Raw genomic sequence first — 18310 nt, 5'->3', positions numbered from 1 at the left:
CGGATCTGGCAAGGACGTGATCCGGACGTGAGGCTCTCGGGTCCTCAGCCGTCCTGGCCGGCTTCGAGGATGCGCTCCACGCGGGCACGGGGCAGCTGGGCGACCGGCTCCTCGACGGCGTCCACGATGAGCGAGGGCGGGCCGTCCTCGCTCGTGTCGTCCTCGTCCAGGACCCGGGCCCGGGTCCTGATGCCGTCCGGGGTGGCCGCCCAGTAGGCCGAGGGACGCACCACCCCTCCGGCCGGGTGGAGCACGGTCGTACCGAGCAGGGCCGCGAGCAGCAGGGCGGCTTCGGCCTCGGTCGGCGGCGGGGGCGCGACGCGGGGCGCCACACGGACGTCCCAGCAGAGCGCCAGGTCACCGGTCAGGCTCATGCGGTCGCACAGCACCGCGGCCGTCCAGTCACGGTGCCCGTCGGACTCGTCGGCGACGTCCACCTCGGCCGCCGTGACCCCCACCACCTCGGCCAGAGCGATCGCCATGGCGGCCGGTGCGGGCCGGTGCACGGTCAGGAAGGTGTAGTCCGCCACCGGTGGTCCCCCACCTCTCGGCGCTTCGTCAGGCCTTGCGGAGGCCGGCCGCGGACTCGGCCGCGGTGCGGCGGATCCTCTTCGTCCTGCCGTGCTCGGCCAGCAGGTCCAGGACGGGCAGGCGGCTCTCCTCACGGCTCTGCGCCACCCGGAGCTGCAGCCAGTCCGACCAGGCCCCGACATCCTCGGCGTCGTGGACGGAGGCGCTCCGGTCCAGGGATTCCAGCACCGCCAGTTCCCCGGAGCGCCGTTCGGCGAAGTCCCGGACTTCGGGGTCCAGGGCGGCGGTCCAGCTGCCGTGAGCCGCGACGGGCGTCTTCTCCAGCATCAGCACCACGAGGGCCGAGGCGAGCGGCCCGTCGGTCTCCGCACGCACGGCGTCCAGCAGGAGCGCGTGGGCCGCGGGCTGCTCCGCGGCCCGGCGGTAGAGCTCCCACCGGGCGTGGCCGTCCTCCCAGGAGGCCTCGCCCGGGGGCGTCGTACCGCCGTTCACCGCAGCGTCCAGCGCGGACAGACGTGCCGGCAGACCGTTCTCGGACTCAGCAGCCATTGTTCCTGTGCCGTTCCATCGATACCTGGATGTTCTTCCGGATCTTGGTGATGTTCCGGTTGACGATATCCCGCTGCTTGGCCGGCAGTTCCGGGTCGCCCTTCAGGGGCTTCCCGTTCTGTCCGATGCGGGTCTCGAACTTCCCGGGCCCCTTCACGTGCGCATGGGCCGGCGCGTGATCGTTGGAGTAGATCTGGATCGTCACACCGCCTTCGCTGACGATGGTGCCCACCCCCGGGAAGTCCACGTTGTGCACGAGGACCGGCGAGTCACCGGCGACGACGTAGTACGTGTGCGGGCCGGCGACCGTCAGGTCGTGGGTGGTCTGCATCCGGACGAAGCGCGTGACGGACATGACCGGGACATCCCGCCCCTGGTCGGTCCGCAGCGTGCCGCCGGCGCTGATGTCACCCGCTTCCGCCCATCGCTTCTCGTCCGTCAGCCAGAAGGGGTGCGCGTCGGTCGCCGTGATCAGGGACGAGCTGCCGTCGGCGGTCCTGATCCGGAGTGTCGTGAAGTGCTTGTCGTCATGGGTGGTGATCGTGTCGGTCACCCTCCGGGCGCCGCTGACCCCGCTCCGCGGATCGGTCGCCCGCACCAGGTCCCCGACCCTGACCGATTCGATCGGGGTCTCGCTGCCGTCGGCCAGCAGCACCGGCGTACCCGGCAGGAAGCTGTGGGTGGGGCAGCTCTCCTTGGGCTTCGGCTCGTCCTCCTTCGGGTCCTTCCCGGGCGGGTCCTTCTTCTCGGCGTCGAGCTTCTTCTGCGCGTCGGCGAGCTTCTTCTCCGCGTCCTTGACCTTCTTGCGGTTCTTGACCAGGCCCTTCAGCCCGTCGTACAGGTCCCCGCCGTGCTTCTTGAGGGCCTGGATGAGCTTCGCGGCCTTCTTCCACTTCCACGGCGCCCCGTACTTCGCCGCGAGCTTCCCGACCGCGCCCCCGATCAGACTCAGCAGCACGTTGATCAACGTCTCGGTGCAGGCGCCCATGTCGCCCTTGGTGATGCAGTCCAGGGCGTCGGTGATCCCCAGCTCCTCGGCGAGGATCTTCGCCAGCTCCTTCGCGGCTTCCAGCGCCTTGTCGGAGCTGGTCTTCTCCGCGTTCTGCGCGTCCTGGAGCTCCTTCAGCGCGGCGTCGTAGTCGATCTGCGCCTGTGACTCGGGCTTGCCGTCGTCGGACACGGGCTCGCCGTCCCCGGGAGAATCCTGTGCCTCGGGGTTCCCGCCGCCACCGCAGTCACCGACCCCGGTGACCCGGCACACCTGCGCGCTGATCTTCTCCGACAGCTCGGCGCCGATCCCCGTCGCCACCAGCGCACCGATGATCGCCGCGACGACCATGACCAGGCCGACGTACTCGATCGCACCCTGCCCACGCTGGCCGCCCCGGCGCGAACGCCGCAGTCCCAGCAGACGCACCCCGGTGCGCGGAGTCTTCCCCCGCGCCCAACGGCGCAACCGACGACGCACTTCCCCCGGACCCGTCATACCCGTGACGCTAACCACCGGACGGGGTACGGGTCTTGGGCCCGCGGACCCAAACCCGAGCCATCCGCACCCAAAACGACGCCCCGCCCGCCCCCGTCTCGCGTACCGGACCCGGTACAGCGGGCACCGCACGTCGTGCTTGGGTTCCGAGCGTCCGTACGACCCGTACGGGGCCCGGCCCGTGAACAGCGGAGTCCGGGAAAGCGCGGAAGAGGGGCGACAGCGGATGACGGCCGGTTCATCGGTACCGACGGCGGAGGAACGTACGGAGCAGCCTCCGTCCGGGACGCCCTCCGACCGGCCACGGCTGGTCCGCGACCTCTCCTTGTCCGCTGTGCTCGCCGGAGTCGTCGCGGTCGTCGTCTCCTACTCCGGCCCGCTGGTCATCGTGCTCTCGGCCGCCCGCGCCGGACATCTGGACGCCGGGCAGACCGGTTCGTGGATCTGGGCGATCTCGATCGGCAGCGGGCTGACCTGTATCGCCCTCAGCCTGCGCACCCGTATGCCGGTGATCACGGCCTGGTCCACCCCGGGCGCCGCGCTCCTGGTGACCAGCATCGGCTCGTACGCGTACGACGAGGTGATCGGCGCCTTCGTGGTGTCCGGTGTCGTGATCGCGCTGATCGGGGTGACCGGTGTCTTCGGGCGGCTGATGCGGCTCGTGCCCGGGGCGGTCGTCTCCGCCATGCTCGCGGGCATCCTCTTCTCCTTCGGCGCGGATGTGTTCACGTCGCTGGAGCACACCCCGGTCATCGCCGGATCCGTCCTCCTCGCCTATCTGCTGGGCAAGCGGTGGCTCCCCCGGTACGCCGTCCTCCTGGCGCTGGTCGCCGGGGTGGCGTGCAGCGCGGCGAGCGCGAAGCTGCACGTCCGGCTGGACCATGTCGGACTGGTGGAGCCGGTGTTCACCGCCCCCGCGTTCTCCGTGGCCTCACTGGTCGGCATCGCGGTTCCGCTGACCCTGGCGACGCTGGCCTCCCAGAACGCGCCGGGGGTCGGCGTGCTCTCCGCCTCCGGGTACCGCCCCGACGACCGCCTCCTGGTCGGCTCCACCGGCCTGGTCTCGGCCGTGCTCGCCCCCTTCGGCTCCCACGCGGTGAACCTCGCGGCCATCACCGCCGCGATCTGCACGGGGCCCGAGGCCCACCGCGACCCCCGCCGCCGCTACGTCGCGGGAGTGGCCTGCGGCGCGGTGTACCTGGTGGTCGGCGCGTTCGGCTCGACCCTCGTGGCGTTCTTCGCGGGGCTGCCGAAGGAGTTGGTCGCCGCCCTCGCCGGCGTCGCGCTCCTCGGCGCGCTGTCCGGCGGGCTGACGGGCGCCGTACGTGAGGAGAAGGACCGGGAGGCCGCACTGATCACCTTCCTGGCCACGGCCTCCGGGGTCACCCTGTTCGGCATCGGCTCGGCCTTCTGGGGGCTGGTGTTCGGCGTCGCCGCGCACCTCGCGCTCAACGGCCGCCTCCGCCGCGCCGGTTCTCCTCCCGCGTGACCCGCTTGCCGGCGGTGGACCCCGCGCTCTGCCGCCCGGGGTGGTCGTGACCGGGATTGGGCCCGTTTTTGGGGCCTGGGGCCCAGGTCAGGCACGATTCCCCGCCGTACATTCGCCTCTCAGGGACAACAGGGCAGGTGCCGGCGAGAGGGTGGACCGTGAGCGGCTGGGGAGACAGGAGCGCGGGCCACATACCGCCGGGCGTCACCGGGCGACAAAGCAGCAAGTTCCTCTCCTTGAGCCGTAGCTGGGCGGCCGGGGCCCTCGTCTACGTATTCGCCGGGTTCCTGATGACGCGGGCGCTCGTCGAGACCCTCGCGACCGAGGAACGGCTCGAACTGTTCGGCTGGCGGCTCGCGTTGTTGCACCTGCCCGGCGTCCTCGTGACCGTTCTGACGGTCCTGGCAGCCGCACGCGCCCTTCCCGCGTCCCACCGGGACTCGCGCCCCCTCCACCTCCTCGGCGCGCTCGCCGTCCCCGTCGCCGGGCTCGCGTACGGCTACGCGGTGGCGTGGGACGTCGTGGGGACCGAGGGCCTCCTGATGCCGGCCGTGGCCATGGTCACCGGCTCCGCCGTCGGACTGGCCCTGGACCGGCTCCTCGACGACCGGGCCGCGCCCCCGCCGGTGTACGGGCGCTCGTACGACTGGCGCGACAGCGGCGCCACGGCCACCGAGTACCTCGGCGTCATCGTCCTCGTCGTCGCCCTGGTCGCCGCGCTCGCCCTGGCCGGGCTCGGAGGCCGGATCGGGGCGGGCATCCGCTGCGCCATCAGCACGCTCACCGGGGACGGCCAGGGATGCACGCCGGGTGGGGACGGCACGGCGAAGCCGAAGACCGACGCCGACTACGAACCCAAGCTCTGCCAGATCTCCAACCTCTCCGACACCGCCGGCGGCAAGGTGAAGATCGGCTGGTTCGAGTGGGGCGAGGAGTACGGCTTCCAGCAGAAGGTCTCCCAGGCCAACACCGACGTGAACGAGGACGGAAAGGTCGACGAGAACGACAAGCTCGTCTACATGACCTTCACCGACGCGGCGTCGGCCGGCCTCAGCGGCAGCACGCCGGGCGTCAAGCTCGGCAGCCTGGGCAAGGCGGACATCGACATCGGCGGCGGCATCAAGATCACCAACGGTGACACCTGGGTGTTCAAGAGCGAGGCGGACGCCCAGAAGATGCGGGACGACATCGAGGAAATGAAGATGTGGGAGACCTCGATGAAGCACAGCGGCGGCTACGGCGGCGGCTGGTACTCCGGCATGAAGTGGGCCGACAAGAAGGAGGACATCGAGAAGAAGATCGGCGACAAGAAGATCTCCTACTCGACCCTCGGCATCAACCTGTACGCGGACGGCGGCCTCTCCATCAAGGCGGGCGACGACACGAAGCTCGGAGCCAAGCTGGGCGGCAAGGCCAAGTTCTCGCCCGACGTGACGATCACCAAGGACGACGTCAACGGCAACGAGTCGTACACCTACACCGCCAAGCTGGAGATCGAGGGCAAGGTGGGCGGCACAGCCGGCCCGCTGGGCACCACCGCCGGCGCCAAGGACACCCGGACCGGCGCTCTCACCGTCACCCGCGACCAGGAATCCGGGAAGATCGTACGGATCGACATGACGCAGACCGTGGAGAAGACCTCGACGTCCGACAAGGGCGAGGTGGGCGGCGACAACGGCCAGAAGGGCAAGGACAAGCGCGGCGGCAAGGGCAGCATCACCGACTCCTCCGGGGAGACGGGCGTCGAGGTGCGCACGAACTCGATCGTCTTCGGCAAGGAGACCGACAAGATCACCGAGGCGAAGCGCTCCATCGCCGAGGAGTGGCTCGACGGATCCGGCAACAACACCGCACCGTTCGAGTACATGTTCGGCGACCATTCCCTGCAGGAGAAGCCCGCCGGGACCGACCCCTTCGAGCAGCTGATGTACCAGGACGGGCTGTCCAGCACGATGCGGTACAACGGCGAGTCGGACGCCCAGGAGTTCGGCTTCGAGGTGTCGCTGGGCATGAGCCTCGGCTTCTCGATCTCCGACGAGCACAAGAAGGAGACGCTGACGGACGCGCGATTCCTCGGCGCTCCGCGGGGCGACAAGCGGACGTATCTCCCGTACAGCTACTGCGCGCAGTGAACACACACGAAGAGGCGATGACGTTGACGAAGTCCAGGACGCTCGGTGCGGCCGTCACCGCCGCCCTCGCGCTGATGCTGCTCGGCGGCTGCGGCGGCACGGACGCCGCCACGGTCCCGGACGGGTGGGCCACGCTCGACACGAAGAGCGTGTCCGTCGGCTACCCGGAGGGCGAGGGGTACGCCCCCCAGCCGGCGGCCGAGCGCAGCAGGGCCAACGCCGCGGTCGCGCTCAAGGAGGAGAAGGGTCTGCGCACCGGCATGGTCTCGGTGCAGCTGGACTTCGCCACCGGTGTCGGCGACGCCGGTGAGGCCGCCGCAGCGGCGGGCGCCGGCATCGGGCTCGGGGCGACCCGCAAGGACACCCAGGACGTACGGCTCGCGGGCGAGGAGAGCGCCCGGGATGCGCGCAGGATCGACTACGAGTTCACGTCGACGGGCGAGGAGTCGACCCCGGCGAAGGGGACGCGGATGACGGGGGTCGTGGTGGCGGGCGTCGACTCGAAAGACGTACCGTTCGCCATCCGCCTCAACGCGGTGAAGGGCGAACTGGCCCCGGAGGACCTGGACACATTCGTGGAGTCGATCACGGTGAAGTAGCCCTCGGCGTCGTCCCTCCCCCCGTCGGTGGGAACTGACGGACACCCATACGGGACATACGCCACACCCATCCGTCCACAACTTCCCATCGACCCCTGGTTCGCATGGGGGCCGTTGCGCCGAGTTCGCGGGTGGGCGGGGCTCAGCGGAGCTCGCTCGCCAGCAGACCCATCGTGAACATGTCGTACCACTTGCCGTCACGGCGGAAGACCTGACGAAGCCGGCCCTCCTCGACAAAGCCGACCTTCTCGTAGACCTTGCGCGCGGCACGGTTCTCGGTGACCACGGTCAGCGTCATCTTGTGGAGCCGCATGTCTTCGAAGCCGTAGCGGCAGATCGTCCGCACTGCATCCGTGGCGTAGCCGCGGCCCCAGTAGGCCTTCTCACCCAGGTAGATATCGAGTTTCGCGATCCCCTTCTCCGGGGCCGCATCGTGCAGCATGACCAGACCGATGAGCGTGTCGTCGGCGAGCGCCTCGATGCCAAGGAGCAAGTCGCCGTAGGTGTTGCGGGGACGCTCCTCCAGCCACGTGCGGACGCGCTCCACCGGCTGGGCGTACGAGTCGTCCATCCACCGCATGACCTCGGGGTCGTGGTTCCAGCGCCACAGCGCCTCGGCGTCTGCAGGACCCATGGCCCGCAGTTTCACCAGCTCTCCGAGCGCCACGCCCACCAACCCCTTGTTACATCTCGTGATCATCTTACGAATCATGAAGTGGTACCACGCCCGGGATGGCACACTCGATCGGCTTCGACGGTGCCGAGACCCTGGCCGGAGGCATGTTGGGGAACTGCGACAGAAGAGCCGGACTTCTGGAGCACGCCCTAGTCCAGGCAGAACTCGTTGCCCTCGATGTCCTCCATCCAGAGGCACGACTCGTTGTACTCGTCAGCGACCAGCAGCCGCACGCGCGTGGCGCCGAGCGGGATCAGTCGCGCGCACTCGGCTTCGAGAGCGGCCACGCGCTCTTCACCCACGAGCCCGGTGCCGACCCGCACGTCGAGGTGCACCCGGTTCTTGACGACCTTGCCTTCGGGAACGCGCTGGAAGTACATGCGCGGACCCACACCCGTGGGATCCATGCAGACGAACCCTGCCCCCTGGCGCTCGGCCGGCAGCGTGCGGTCGTATGCGTCCCACGTCGCGAACCCCTCCGGGGGCGGCGGTACGACGTACCCCAGCACCTCGCACCAGAACCGGGCGACGCGCTCGGGTTCGGCGCAGTCGAAGGTGATCTGGACCTGCTTGATCGACGGCATCGGACCACCATAGGGGCGAGGCCTTGCGCGGTCCACGGCCTTTTCGTGGTCCACGGCCCGCTCCCGTCCGGGTCGCGGCGCACCGGTCAGGCCGTGCCTTCTCCGGTCAGCGAAGGCATGTGATGCGGGCGCAGGACCATGAGGGGGCCTTCCGAGGCCGCCACCATGGCGAAGGGGAACCGGTCGACCTCCAGACAGAGCGCCACGTCATCAGGGTGGACTCCTTGGCGCACCCCGTCAGCCAGTTCGGCGGCGGCGCGCGACCCGGCGGCGCGGCGGACGTACTCGGCGGCATCCGTCCCGGCCTCGGTGACCCTCCGGGCGATGTACTGAGCACACGCCAGGTCTTCATCGGCCTGCCCGTCCTCGCCGGTGACGACGAACGTGACGCTGTCGCTCCTCCGTGTCCGCAGGAGCTGAGCCGTCGCCTCCGCCACGACGAAGCCGGCGCACAGCACCAGCGACGCCTCTTTGACCGCGAGGGCGCCGACCGTGCCTGCCGTGGTCTTCTGCACGACGGTCCGTCCGCCGAGGTCGACGGACCGCAGCAGGCCGGGCGAGTTGACGGCGTCGAAACCAGGTGCGGGCGGACCGTCCTTGATCGCCACCCAATCCGGGTGGCGCGCCTTGAGCGCCAGGGCCTCGTCGAGCGACCCGGCGAGAACGATCTTCTCCGCCCCCTGGGCGAAGGCCCAGGCCGCCACGGTGTAGGCGCGCATGACGTCCACCACGACTGCGACGGAAGGGACTTCTACAAGATCGGTGATGCCAAGGAAGCGAGCGTCCATCCGGTCATGATCGCGCATGCCCGGCCCCGACCCCGCCCCGGCCCGGCCCGGCCCGGCCGCATGCTGCCCTGTTATCCACAGGCCCGCGCGGCATCCCGGTGCGCAAGGCATCCTCTCTCCTTGACGGTCCTCCCCCTCCGGCGAGGGGGAGGACCGTGAACTGAACGGCGGAGTATCACGGAGCGGGCGGATGACGGGGAACCTGCAGTGCTTCACCCAGCGAGGCATTCTGCTCACCCACGAGGCGATCGCGGCCGGCGCGGCCTCGCGGCAGTTGAGCCGGTCACTCGACGCGGAGGGCTGGCAGCGCGTCGTACGCGGGGCCTGGGCTACGCCGGGTGTCGTGCTGACGCCGTGGCTCAAGGCCCGCGCCGTGCAGATACTCCACCCCGAGCTCGTCATCAGCCACCGCGCCGCCGCCTCGCTCCACCGGATCGAACTGCTGCGGGAGGCGATCGAGTTCAACGCCTCCGACAGTCCTGCCGGCCGACGCCACGGGTTCATGGTGCACCGCATGCCCCTCGCCCCGGCCGAGATCTGTGTACGCCATGGGCTGCGGGCCACCACCCCGCTGCGTACGGTGCACGACCTGCTCCTGTGCGGCCCCAGGGATGAGGCACTGGTCGCCGTGGACTCCGCGCTGGGCCCTCGCGTGGTGAGCGGTGGGCGCAGGAGCGGTTTGGTCAGCACCGCCCAACTGACCGCCGCCTGCTCGGCGCATCCCACGCGTCGCCACGGCACCCCGCGGGCGGCAGGATGGCTCGCCCTGGCCGATCCGCGAAGCGGCTCACCCGCCGAGACGGTGGCGCGGTTACGGATGCACGACGCCGGCCTGCACCCGCTCAGCCAGGCGGAACTGCGGGCGTACACCGGCCGCCGGATCGTGGCCGACTTCCTCTTCGTCAGGGAGGGCGTGGTGGTGGAGATCGAGGGCTACGCGTACCACGGCAGCCGTGAGGCACACCGCCGCGACCTGGACCGCTTCAACGCGCTGAGCGCCTGTCCCGGAGTGCGGCTGATCCTCCGCTTCCCCGCCTCGACGGTGTTCAGGACACCCGACCGCATGCTCAGCGAAATCCGCGCGGCACTGGCGAGGTCGGCGTCCCGTCGTCCGGTCGGTGGGAAGTAGTGGACGCCCGTTCCGGACATTCAGGGCACCTATTCGTCCTCAACCTCCCATCGACGGCCCACGCCGGAAGCTGTGTGCCGGACAATCCTCGCGCGCTTCTGCGTCGAGTGGATGAGGGACGGATTCGGGCTGGACGGTGTCCTCCCGGGCGGCCTGGCCGGCTTCCGCGACGGTACGGAGGTGCCGCTCGGCGTCGCGCTGGAGCTGGTGCGGGTCATGCTCCGCGACGGTGGCGCCTGGTGCCGGCTGGAGGCGGAGGGTGCGTTCGCCGTACACGTGGGGTGGGACCAGTACGTCTACATCGGCAGCGACCGGCCCTGCGAGCAGCCGCCGGCCCGGGCGCGGGCCCTCGGGCTGTTCGCGGAGCGCCTGGACGCCTCACCATACGACGTGGAGAGCGACGGGCACGACGTCCAGCGGCCGGGCGACGACGACTTCTGGGACGGCGTGCGCCGGGCGGTGGGCGCGGGTGGTGCCGGCCTCCTGGAGGAGACGTACGTCGAAGGCGCTTCCCGATGGCACCGCCTCGGCCTCGGCACCGTCGACACGGTGCGTGCGGGGCTCGCTCCCCGCGCGCGGCTCGCCGTGTGGCCGGGCCTGTCCTCCGACGTCGGCGCGATCCTCGGCGCCCTGCCCTCCGAGGGCCTCGTCGAGTGCGTCTGGCAGGAGGAGGACGGCCTGATCCGCAGCGCGGTCGCCGACGAGGAGGACTTCCCGGCGCTGGCCCAACGGGTCTCCGGGGCCGACGCGGCAGCGCTCCTGTCCTTGGATGCCGATGACCGGGTTCCGCTGTTCACGGCTGTCATGCCCGACAGCGACGGAGTGCTACGTGCCCGCTGGCGGACCGAGCCGACTCCGAGTGACCGCCGGTGGGCCTTCCTCACGTCGCTCCACCGAGGTGACATCGTGACCGGCCGGGTGACGTGCATCGCCAACTTCGGCATCAACGTGGACATCGGCGGCTTCGCGGCGCTGATCAACATCCCCGAGCTCTCCTGGCACCCCATCGAGCACCCCTCCGAGGTGGTTTCCCTCGGTCAGGAGATCAGCGCCCGGATTCTCGGCATCGACCTGACCCGCGACCGCGTGACGATGTCCCTCAAAGCCCTGCACGGCGACGTTGGAACCGCCCCCTGAAATGTGATGGAGACACCACCACCCATTCCAGTACAACAACACTATGAGCTGGGTAGCGAACGTGATGGTCTCGGTCGACAGGGTGGACAACGCCCACGTGGAGGCGTTGAGCGAGTGGCTGCGGACAGCGGCCCCTCGCCGCGCACAGCCGGAGGCCTGCGGGGTGGGATTCCTGAACCTGCTCACCAGCGTCGACACCAACCAGTGGGGTGGCTGGAAGCACCCGGAGTGCACGGTGTGGGCGGGGGCCCTGAACCATGCCGACCTCTTCGCTCTAAGGCACCGCGTCTCCGAGGTGCCGTGGCGCGAGCCGAATCTGATGCAGCTCCTGATCATGGATCAGGAGGAGGGGTTCTTCCGTGTGTGGATGATTCGCGGCGGAGAACTACGGCAGTTCGCGCCGCTGGAGCCGAACGAGGAGGACGAGGGCTTCTACCAGGACTGCTGAGCGGGCCGGTCCCGCCATAGCCACCGATTCCTGTCGCTAGGAAAGTACGGACAGCCATGGCGTACGTAGAGAGCAGCTGCCCGTCCGTAATCTCCCAGCGACCCGGCGTCACCTCGGGAGGAGAGCCCACGACTTGGTTCCCCGGTGCGGTGGGGGCCCCTCGGTGACGCCCCACTCGCCACCCCAGTCGTCGACGACGGCCGCCAGCAGCCAGAGGGCGCGGCGGCGGCGGGCCTCGCAGAGGGTGAGGGTGTCCGGGTCCGTGTGGCGGGGGTGCTGGTCCCACAGGACGAGGCGGAGGACGTCGTCACGGTGACGGAGGGAGAGATAGAGCTCACGGCCGGGGGTCAGCGCGGCGTTCACGGCGATGAGTTCGGTGACGGCGAGGGTGACCGGCCAGGCGTACGAATGGAGCCCGTACCTCGGTAGCGAGGCTGCGACCGCGTGCCGCCCTACCGCCGCGCTGCGCGGATCGCCGGGCAGGGTGAGGCTGAGCACGAGCCCGGGGGCGGGGCGGGGTGCCCTCGCAGGACACAGGGCGGCGCGTTGGGGCGGTGGCGCGTACGGGTGCATGGCTGACTCCCTGGTTCAGATGCCGAGTTGACGGTCACCGGCGCTGCGGGTGAGCTGTGGCCTGTCTCCCTGGCGCGGACCTGCCCCTCCCAGGGCAGGAGGGCGGGCAGGACCGCGCGATGCACTTCGGCTCTACGCAGCGCATACGGTGCGGAACTCAATGTAGCCATGAAGGGGCAAAATTACCCTCGCCGGAGGAGAAGTGAACCCTTTCGTGGATGCGTCACGCGCACAGACGGCAGACTGCCCGTGACCGCACGCGGAGAGGAACGGTATGGCAGCGAGGACGTCCCCTACCGAACGCCAGAAGCGACTTGGGGCAGAGCTGCGGAGAATGCGCACGTCAGCCGGTGTGTCGGCCGAGTTCGCGGCCGGGCTCCTTGGCGTCGACCGGGGCAAGATCTCGAACATCGAGTCGGGCGCTCGGCCCATCAGCCCGGATCGACTGCGCACTCTGGCCTACAACTGCGGCTGCACGGACGACAAGTACGTTGACGCCCTGGTCGAGATGGCGCAGCCCCGTGGCCGGGGCTGGTGGGAGAAGTACCGGGACGCGCTCCCCCAGGGGCTCCTCGACATCGCGGAGTTGGAGGCCCACGCCCTACGCATGCGGGCTGCCTACGCGATGCACATGCCCGGCCTTCTCCAGACGACCGACCATGCCCTGTCTCTGTTCCGAGTGGTCATCCCCCAGCTGCCGGAACGGGAGATCACTCTGCGACTGGCGCACCGCGTAGAACGTCAAGCCGTCCTCGACGGTGACGCACCCCCCTCGTACACCGCCATCGTCCACGAGGCGGCACTGCGCATGCAGTTCGGCGGACGCTCCGTGGCACGGGCCCAGCTCGGAAACCTGCTGGAGAAGTCCGAGCAGCCAAATGTGAGGCTGCTGGTCATCCCCTTCGTCGCGGGAGCGTTCCCCGGTGCCGGACAGACGGTGCTGTACGCGGACGGCGCGGCGCCGCAGCTGGACACCGTGCAGATCGACAACTCGCACGGCCCGGTCTTCGTCTGCACTGGGACCCAACTGACGAAGTACCGGGCGCATCTGGACTGGATGGAGCGGATCGCCCTGCCGCCTCGTGAATCGCGCGACTTCATCCGTGCCGTCGCACACCAACTCTGAGGAGAAGACCTATGCCAGACGTCCAGTGGGAAGAGCCGTTCTGCGGTGAAGGAAACTCCTGCTTCCGGATAGGGACCGATACGCAAGGAAACGGCTACGTCGCCCTCGTGGGGGCGGAGGATCGTTACCTCACCGACAGCCGCGAGGCCCTCCAGCAGATGATCCGGGAGATCAAGGCCGGCAAGGCCGATCACCTGCTGTAGACGACGCCCGCCTCCCCGTCGGCCGGGCGCCTGCGACGGCTCAGGAGCTGCCAGGCGCCCAGGCCCAGGACCAGCACGGTCCCGGCGCCGATTCCGGCGAACCCGATCGCTCGCATCGTGAGGTCCTCACCGCTGCCGGGGCCCGTGTCGCCGATGCCGAAGCCTGCCGCTTCCGGGTCACCGTCGTACGGCGGGCCGGGCTGCACCTCTCCCTTGAGGCCGACGTTCAGCGTCATGGGGACACCGCGCGGGACCTTCGGGTCGAGCGTCACCTGTACGTAGTACCAGCCCTGGAACCTCATCGCCGATTCCGCGGTCGTCTCTCCCTCGAACCGGTTCGCCCAGGCGGCCGGGGCCGTACCGAGATCGACTCCGACGGGGGCGCCCCGGTAACCGATGCTCTTGTCGGAGACCGGGCCACGTGCGGTGTTGTACAGCGCGAGACGCAGCCCGTAGACGGAGAACGAACCGTCCTCGGTGCCGTTGGCCAGTTGGGCCCGCAGGAAGAGCTGCCGGCCCCAGGCGACCGGCACCTTGTAGAAGCGACTGTCTCCCGGCTGGAGGTCGTCCCGCCAGATGCCCTCGTCGACGGCTGCCGCGTCGTTGAACCCCGTGCCGCCGCTCACCTTCTGCGGCGTGCCGTCGGCCGGGGACGGCGCTTCCGAGCTCCAGGAGGAGGGCGCCTGGGGCTCGGCCGCACCGGGCTTGAGCCCTGGTTCCGCCATGTAGGTCAGCTCGATCGGCCACTCGGCTCCGCCGCCGGTCTTCGAACCCACCCGGGTGACGGTGTAGAGGTAGTCCCCGGCCTGCTGGCAGGCACCGGCGTCGTCCTTGATGCGACGCGACGCGTAGCTCGCGATCGGACGCGTGGTGTCGCCCCCGAAGTACGCGGCCGGGCTCGAACCGCACGGTGTGCCGGCGGCCGAGGTCAGGTCGACCTGGAGCCCGTCGAGAATGCCGCTCGGGGTGCCGGGAGGTGGGGCGAGCACCGTGGAGACGAACGCGTTGGACGTGTCGTCCAGCCGGACCCGGTAGTACTTCTTCTGACCCGGCCCGATGGTGTCCGAGTAGACCTTCGCCCGCTCCAGCCGGGGTCCGTCCGCGCTCGACTCCGTGCCGGTGACGGGCACGGAGCCTTGCGCAGGCCGGTAGGAGGCGGCGCCGCCTCCCGGGGCATCGTCCGCGCGCGGGTCCGCCGCCGCGGTGCCCGTCAGCAGCAGCACGCAGAGTGCTGCCGCCGCCCCGGAGGCAGCACCGCCTACGGGCCTCGACTTCATTTCGCTCCTGTTCGTGCCTATGACGCGCCGGCGCGCTGGAAGGTGACCTCCACGCGGCGGTTCTTCTTACGGCCTTCCTCGGTCTCGTTGCTTGCGATCGGATAATCCTCCCCGTAGCCACGAATCTCGAAGGTGACGGTCGGGAGCCCCGGCGAGAGGACTGCTTGCACCGCGTCGGCCCGCTCCTTGGAGAGGACGTCACCGTGGGCGGAGGAGCCGAGGTTGTCGGTGAAACCGAAGACGCGGACCTTGGTCGCCTTCTGGTTCTTGATCTCCTGGGCGATCGCGGTGATGCGGGCGTTGGCCTCACCGCTCAGCTTCGCGCTGTCCTTGCCGAAGAGGACCTCGGCCTGGAGGGCGAAGGTGATGTCCACGTTGGTGTCCTCGCGGCGCTCCTCACCGCCCAGGTCCTCGACGACGGACTTGATGTCGAGTACGCGGACATCACCGAGGGTCGCGCCGTCCCCGAGCATCAGTCCGGGCGAGTTCGCGTCGACCTCGACGGGCGGCGAGGCGGAGGGGACGGCCGTGGGGTTGTCGTCCGCCGTCGCGGAGGCGACGCCCCACAGGGTCGAGGTACCGAGGACCACGGTGGCGGCGGCGCAGAGCGCGACGCGGCGGCGCAGGGCGCCCCGTGAGGCGCTTGGTGTGGGGGCGGGTGGCTGCATGGTGGTCATCACCCGGAGATCTTGATCGGCGCGGTGGGCATGGTCGGGATCTGGAAGTCGACCTCAGCCGTGCCCTGCGGCGGGGCGGGGAACTGTGCGAAGAACGGGGTTTCTTCACCGGGTTCGAGTCCATCGAACTTCGTGCACAGGCACCGTCCGTCGGTGTCACGCAGAATCAGGTATCGCTTCTTGCCTGCCTGGTCCACCAAGGTCGCGCCGGCCATGGATGCACCGTTGTTCACGAGCTCCTGCTCAAGCCCCTGCCATCCGACTGCAGCCCAAATCTGCTCCGATCCGTTCTTCACCTGCCCCTTGACCGTGACAAATCCCCCGGATTCACGCTTGGCCGAGCTGACAACGACCTCTACGCCGTCCTTGCCCTTGATCGTGGCCAGCACCTGGTCCTCATCCTCTGCTTCGGGCCCCGGGGCCTCACTCTTCTGGCTGTCGGAAGAAGCGGAGGATTCCCTGGGCTTGCCCTCAGTCTTGCCCGATCCCCCGTCGCCGCCGCATGCCGTCAGCACGACAGCCATGGCTACAGAGGCAGCCGCCACGGCGGCCCCCTTGAAGCGAATCCGGGTCATGGCTGCACGCATCGGCGTGGTCCTCTCGATGTCATTCATCTACTTGTCGGCCAGGTGGACGGAGAACAGGTCTGCCAGGTCCGGCAGGAGCTTGAGGTTCTTCGGGTCGATGTCGAAGTCCAAGTCTTCGTCATCGCAGACGACTTTGTACGCCTTCTGCTCCTCGGACTCGCCCGTGTCGCCGTCGTCGTCGTCCGTCGGAGGGCTCGGCGCGGGACGTGTGTCCTCTTCGATACGGCAGCGCGGCTCGATGACCGCTCGTGCGGTTGCCGTGGCCTTCGTCGTCTTCGTACTGGCGATCACCGAGTCGCCGACGGGTTTGTTCGTCTCGACCGTGACGGTGTACGACACCTCTGGCCAGTCGTCCGCGTAGCAGTCGGCCGCACCCCGGATGTGGGCATCGTTCTCGGCAGCCAGCCGGTCGGCGGCATCGCAGGCCCCCGAAAGAGCTCCGCGCCCGCTGAGCAGATCGTCCCACTCGTCCAGGTCGAAGACGCCGGGCCAGCTCATCTGGTCGCGCGCGTCCGTCGCCGCCGCGAGCGCGGCGGCATCTGCGGCGGTCTGGGCCTCGTTCTTCTTCATCGACGCCTGGCCGACGGCGAAGTAGGCGAACGCAAGAAAGAGCAGGCCCGCCACCACCATGATGTAGATGGGGAAAGCCTGCCCTGCCTCGCGCGCCTGTCCGGCTGCTACTTCCCGCCGGTGATCTTGTTGATCTGCCCGGTGATGGCAGTACCGATCGTCGTGCCGATGTTCGTCAGCATGAGCGCCGCGATGATCGCCACGACCACCACGATGATGCCCAGGTACTCCACCGAGCCCTGCCCCCGGTCCCGGTCTGCCCGGGCCTTCATGCGCTCCACCGAGGTGTTCGCCCAGACCTTGGCGTTGACGGAAGCCTTCAGCATCAGCTTGCTCATGGTGTTCCCCTCCGGGTCCGGCCGACCGGAGGCCGGCCGACGCGTATGTCTCTGCGGTGTCGCCTCCGGAACCGGCTTCCTCCTGGCCGGTGCCGTCGGCGACATGAGAAAGGTACGACGGATCCGCCTGTCCCACGGAGGGCCCCAGGGCCCAAACCCGGGCCCAAAGCGGCCGTTGGGCCCGTCGTCCCGTACGCGTCCCCCTGTCGGGGCTTCTCCCCCGTTCAGCCATGGCTGCCTGTCCCCCTCGCTCCAGGTCCCGAGCCCGGCGCGGTGCCGAGCCAGCGGGCTATGGCCTCACTGCGGCTGCCGCTGTGCAGCTTGGTGAAGATCCTGTTGATGTGGTTCTTGACGGTCTTTTCGCTGATGAAGCACGTGGCGGCGATCTGCTGGTTGCTCATGCCCGAAGAGATGAGCTCCATGACCTCCGCCTCCCTCGAACTCAGGTCGTACTGCCGCCGGTTGGGCGCTTGGGGCCGATCGCGCTCACTGTCTGTCGAAGACTGTGCCACAACGGGTTGCAGTTGCGAAAGGGCTTCCGGATTTCCCGCCGGTCGCGCCGCCGTCGGCGAGGGCGCCCGCCCGGCGTGGACGCTGCCGCCCGCGGGCTGTGCCTCGGAGCCCGGGCCCGGGGCGCTCTGCGGCGTGCCGGTCGTCAGCGCCGTTCCGAGCCCCTCCGGCAGCCTCCTCGGCTCATGGTCCGCCCCTTGGCGCATATGGGCGAGAAGCGCCTTGGCCGCGGTCGCGGTGAAGGGGGCGCGGCCGCTCTTCGTGTCGCGTACGGACTGCACGAGTTCATCGGCCGTGAACTCGCCGTGCACCAGGTAGCCGCCCGCACCAAGGCGCAGCGCCTCGTGCACGATGTCGCTCTCGCGGCTGTACGTCAGCATCATCACGGGTGCAACCTGCACCAGGTGCGGCAGGGCGGACAGGCCGTCCACGCCGGGCATCCGTACGTCGAGCAGGATGACGTCCGGCCGGTGGCGTACAGCGGCCTCGTAGGCTGCGCGCCCGTCCGCGGCCTCGGCCACGACCTCGATGTCCGCCCGGCCGCTGAGCAGGACCCCGAGACCCGCCCGTACGACGGGGTTGTCGTCCGCGACGACGACCCGGAGGGGCCCGGGCGCCGGCCCGTCGGGGGCGGCGGGGAACGCGGGCATCTGCTCGGGCGCGCGGGGCCCGTCGGCGGGTGCCGGGGGCCGCTGGGAAGTCGGCGGGAGCTGGGTGGCCGGGAATGCGGGGGAGCTGAGTTCCGTGCTGAGCGGGGAGCCGTGCGAGGACGTGTGCTGGGAGGCGTGGTTCTGTGCCGCCCAGTCCTGGCCCGACACACGCGAGACGTCGTCCGGCATTCTGCGACCTCCTCTCAGGAGTTGTGGGGACGTAGGTGCGGGGAGCGGTGAAGCGCGAGCGG

At 69.7% G+C, this 18310-nt stretch carries 20 protein-coding genes and 1 pseudogene; 8 read left to right on the top strand and 13 right to left on the bottom strand.

The window, feature by feature from the left end; all coding sequences use genetic code 11:
• Nucleotides 1–44: 44 nt before the first annotated feature.
• The 3 genes from OG379_RS24825 to OG379_RS24815 are packed head-to-tail and all read right to left on the bottom strand — an operon-like array spanning nt 45 to nt 2566.
• Entirely contained in the window at nt 45–530 is a 486-nt protein-coding gene (locus OG379_RS24825; RefSeq protein ID WP_405665219.1) for a hypothetical protein, read from the bottom strand.
• A gap of 28 nt (nt 531–558) precedes the next feature.
• Nucleotides 559–1080: a hypothetical protein gene (locus OG379_RS24820; RefSeq protein WP_405665218.1), complete on the bottom strand. Its 522-nt coding sequence runs from the start codon at nt 1078–1080 to the stop codon at nt 559–561.
• Nucleotides 1070–2566: a Hint domain-containing protein gene (locus OG379_RS24815; protein WP_405665217.1), complete on the bottom strand. Its 1497-nt coding sequence runs from the start codon at nt 2564–2566 to the stop codon at nt 1070–1072. The genes OG379_RS24820 and OG379_RS24815 overlap by 11 nt, the downstream gene beginning before the upstream one ends.
• Nucleotides 2567–2792: 226 nt before the next feature.
• Between OG379_RS24815 and OG379_RS24810 the strand changes: the two genes are divergently transcribed.
• From OG379_RS24810 to OG379_RS24800, 3 genes are all read left to right on the top strand, one after another.
• On the top strand, nt 2793–4055 hold the full coding sequence (locus OG379_RS24810; RefSeq protein WP_405665216.1) for a benzoate/H(+) symporter BenE family transporter: 1263 nt from the start codon (nt 2793–2795) through the stop codon (nt 4053–4055).
• A gap of 236 nt (nt 4056–4291) precedes the next feature.
• Nucleotides 4292–6187: a hypothetical protein gene (locus OG379_RS24805; RefSeq protein WP_405665215.1), complete on the top strand. Its 1896-nt coding sequence runs from the start codon at nt 4292–4294 to the stop codon at nt 6185–6187.
• Nucleotides 6188–6204: 17 nt separating this feature from the next.
• Entirely contained in the window at nt 6205–6786 is a 582-nt protein-coding gene (locus OG379_RS24800; RefSeq protein WP_405665214.1) for a hypothetical protein, read from the top strand.
• 142 nt (nt 6787–6928) lie between these two features.
• Here OG379_RS24800 and OG379_RS24795 read toward each other — a convergent pair whose 3' ends face one another.
• The 3 genes from OG379_RS24795 to OG379_RS24785 form a co-directional block, all read right to left on the bottom strand.
• Nucleotides 6929–7486 carry a GNAT family N-acetyltransferase gene (locus tag OG379_RS24795; protein WP_405665213.1) on the bottom strand — a complete coding sequence of 186 codons (558 nt, stop codon included), beginning with the start codon at nt 7484–7486 and terminating at the stop codon, nt 6929–6931.
• Between the two features lie 125 nt (nt 7487–7611).
• A complete protein-coding gene (locus OG379_RS24790; protein ID WP_405665212.1) occupies nt 7612–8046 on the bottom strand; it encodes a VOC family protein in 435 nt (144 codons plus the stop codon).
• An 86-nt stretch (nt 8047–8132) separates the two neighbouring features.
• Nucleotides 8133–8834: a 2-phosphosulfolactate phosphatase gene (locus OG379_RS24785; protein WP_405665211.1), complete on the bottom strand. Its 702-nt coding sequence runs from the start codon at nt 8832–8834 to the stop codon at nt 8133–8135.
• Nucleotides 8835–9024: 190 nt separating this feature from the next.
• Between OG379_RS24785 and OG379_RS24780 the strand changes: the two genes are divergently transcribed.
• From OG379_RS24780 to OG379_RS24770, 3 genes are all read left to right on the top strand, one after another.
• Nucleotides 9025–9963, top strand: coding sequence for an endonuclease domain-containing protein (locus tag OG379_RS24780; RefSeq protein WP_405665210.1), 939 nt, complete (start codon nt 9025–9027; stop codon nt 9961–9963).
• Nucleotides 9964–10074: 111 nt separating this feature from the next.
• Nucleotides 10075–11100 (top strand): S1 RNA-binding domain-containing protein, encoded by a 1026-nt coding sequence (locus OG379_RS24775; protein WP_405665208.1) that lies wholly within the window; start codon nt 10075–10077, stop codon nt 11098–11100.
• Nucleotides 11101–11143: 43 nt separating this feature from the next.
• Nucleotides 11144–11548 carry a squamosa promoter-binding protein 15 gene (locus OG379_RS24770; protein WP_405665207.1) on the top strand — a complete coding sequence of 135 codons (405 nt, stop codon included), beginning with the start codon at nt 11144–11146 and terminating at the stop codon, nt 11546–11548.
• Nucleotides 11549–11656: 108 nt separating this feature from the next.
• On the opposite strand, the gene OG379_RS24765 is transcribed toward OG379_RS24770, so the two are convergent.
• Entirely contained in the window at nt 11657–12121 is a 465-nt protein-coding gene (locus OG379_RS24765) for an ATP-binding protein (RefSeq protein WP_405665206.1), read from the bottom strand.
• A gap of 274 nt (nt 12122–12395) precedes the next feature.
• Between OG379_RS24765 and OG379_RS24760 the strand changes: the two genes are divergently transcribed.
• Together OG379_RS24760 and OG379_RS24755 are read left to right on the top strand one after the other, a co-directional pair.
• Nucleotides 12396–13247, top strand: a complete 852-nt coding sequence (locus OG379_RS24760; protein WP_405665205.1) for a helix-turn-helix domain-containing protein — start codon at nt 12396–12398, stop codon at nt 13245–13247.
• 11 nt (nt 13248–13258) lie between these two features.
• The gene (locus tag OG379_RS24755) at nt 13259–13450 is read left to right on the top strand and encodes a hypothetical protein (RefSeq protein WP_405665204.1); all 192 of its coding nucleotides are present in this window, start codon (nt 13259–13261) and stop codon (nt 13448–13450) included.
• Here OG379_RS24755 and OG379_RS24750 read toward each other — a convergent pair.
• The 6 genes and pseudogenes from OG379_RS24750 to OG379_RS24725 all read right to left on the bottom strand — a co-directional run bounded on the left by OG379_RS24750 (nt 13438) and on the right by OG379_RS24725 (nt 18248).
• Nucleotides 13438–14727, bottom strand: coding sequence for a hypothetical protein (locus tag OG379_RS24750; RefSeq protein WP_405665203.1), 1290 nt, complete (start codon nt 14725–14727; stop codon nt 13438–13440). The two genes, OG379_RS24755 and OG379_RS24750, sit on opposite strands and share 13 nt — an antisense overlap.
• A gap of 17 nt (nt 14728–14744) precedes the next feature.
• Nucleotides 14745–15395: an OmpA family protein gene (locus OG379_RS24745; protein ID WP_405668633.1), complete on the bottom strand. Its 651-nt coding sequence runs from the start codon at nt 15393–15395 to the stop codon at nt 14745–14747.
• A gap of 8 nt (nt 15396–15403) precedes the next feature.
• Nucleotides 15404–16018 carry a hypothetical protein gene (locus tag OG379_RS24740; protein ID WP_405665202.1) on the bottom strand — a complete coding sequence of 205 codons (615 nt, stop codon included), beginning with the start codon at nt 16016–16018 and terminating at the stop codon, nt 15404–15406.
• Nucleotides 16019–16633, bottom strand: a pseudogene (locus OG379_RS24735) (pilus assembly protein TadG-related protein); the annotation flags it as partial.
• Between the two features lie 35 nt (nt 16634–16668).
• Nucleotides 16669–16899: a hypothetical protein gene (locus OG379_RS24730; RefSeq protein ID WP_405668631.1), complete on the bottom strand. Its 231-nt coding sequence runs from the start codon at nt 16897–16899 to the stop codon at nt 16669–16671.
• A 224-nt stretch (nt 16900–17123) separates the two neighbouring features.
• A complete protein-coding gene (locus OG379_RS24725) occupies nt 17124–18248 on the bottom strand; it encodes a response regulator (protein WP_405665201.1) in 1125 nt (374 codons plus the stop codon).
• Nucleotides 18249–18310: the final 62 nt, after the last annotated feature.

Origin of the sequence: Streptomyces sp. NBC_01166, assembly GCF_045039765.1 — a bacterium.
Classification (GTDB): Bacteria; Actinomycetota; Actinomycetes; order Streptomycetales; family Streptomycetaceae; genus Streptomyces.
Note: the sequence above shows the minus strand (reverse complement) of the source record. Positions and strands in the feature narration are given on the sequence as shown.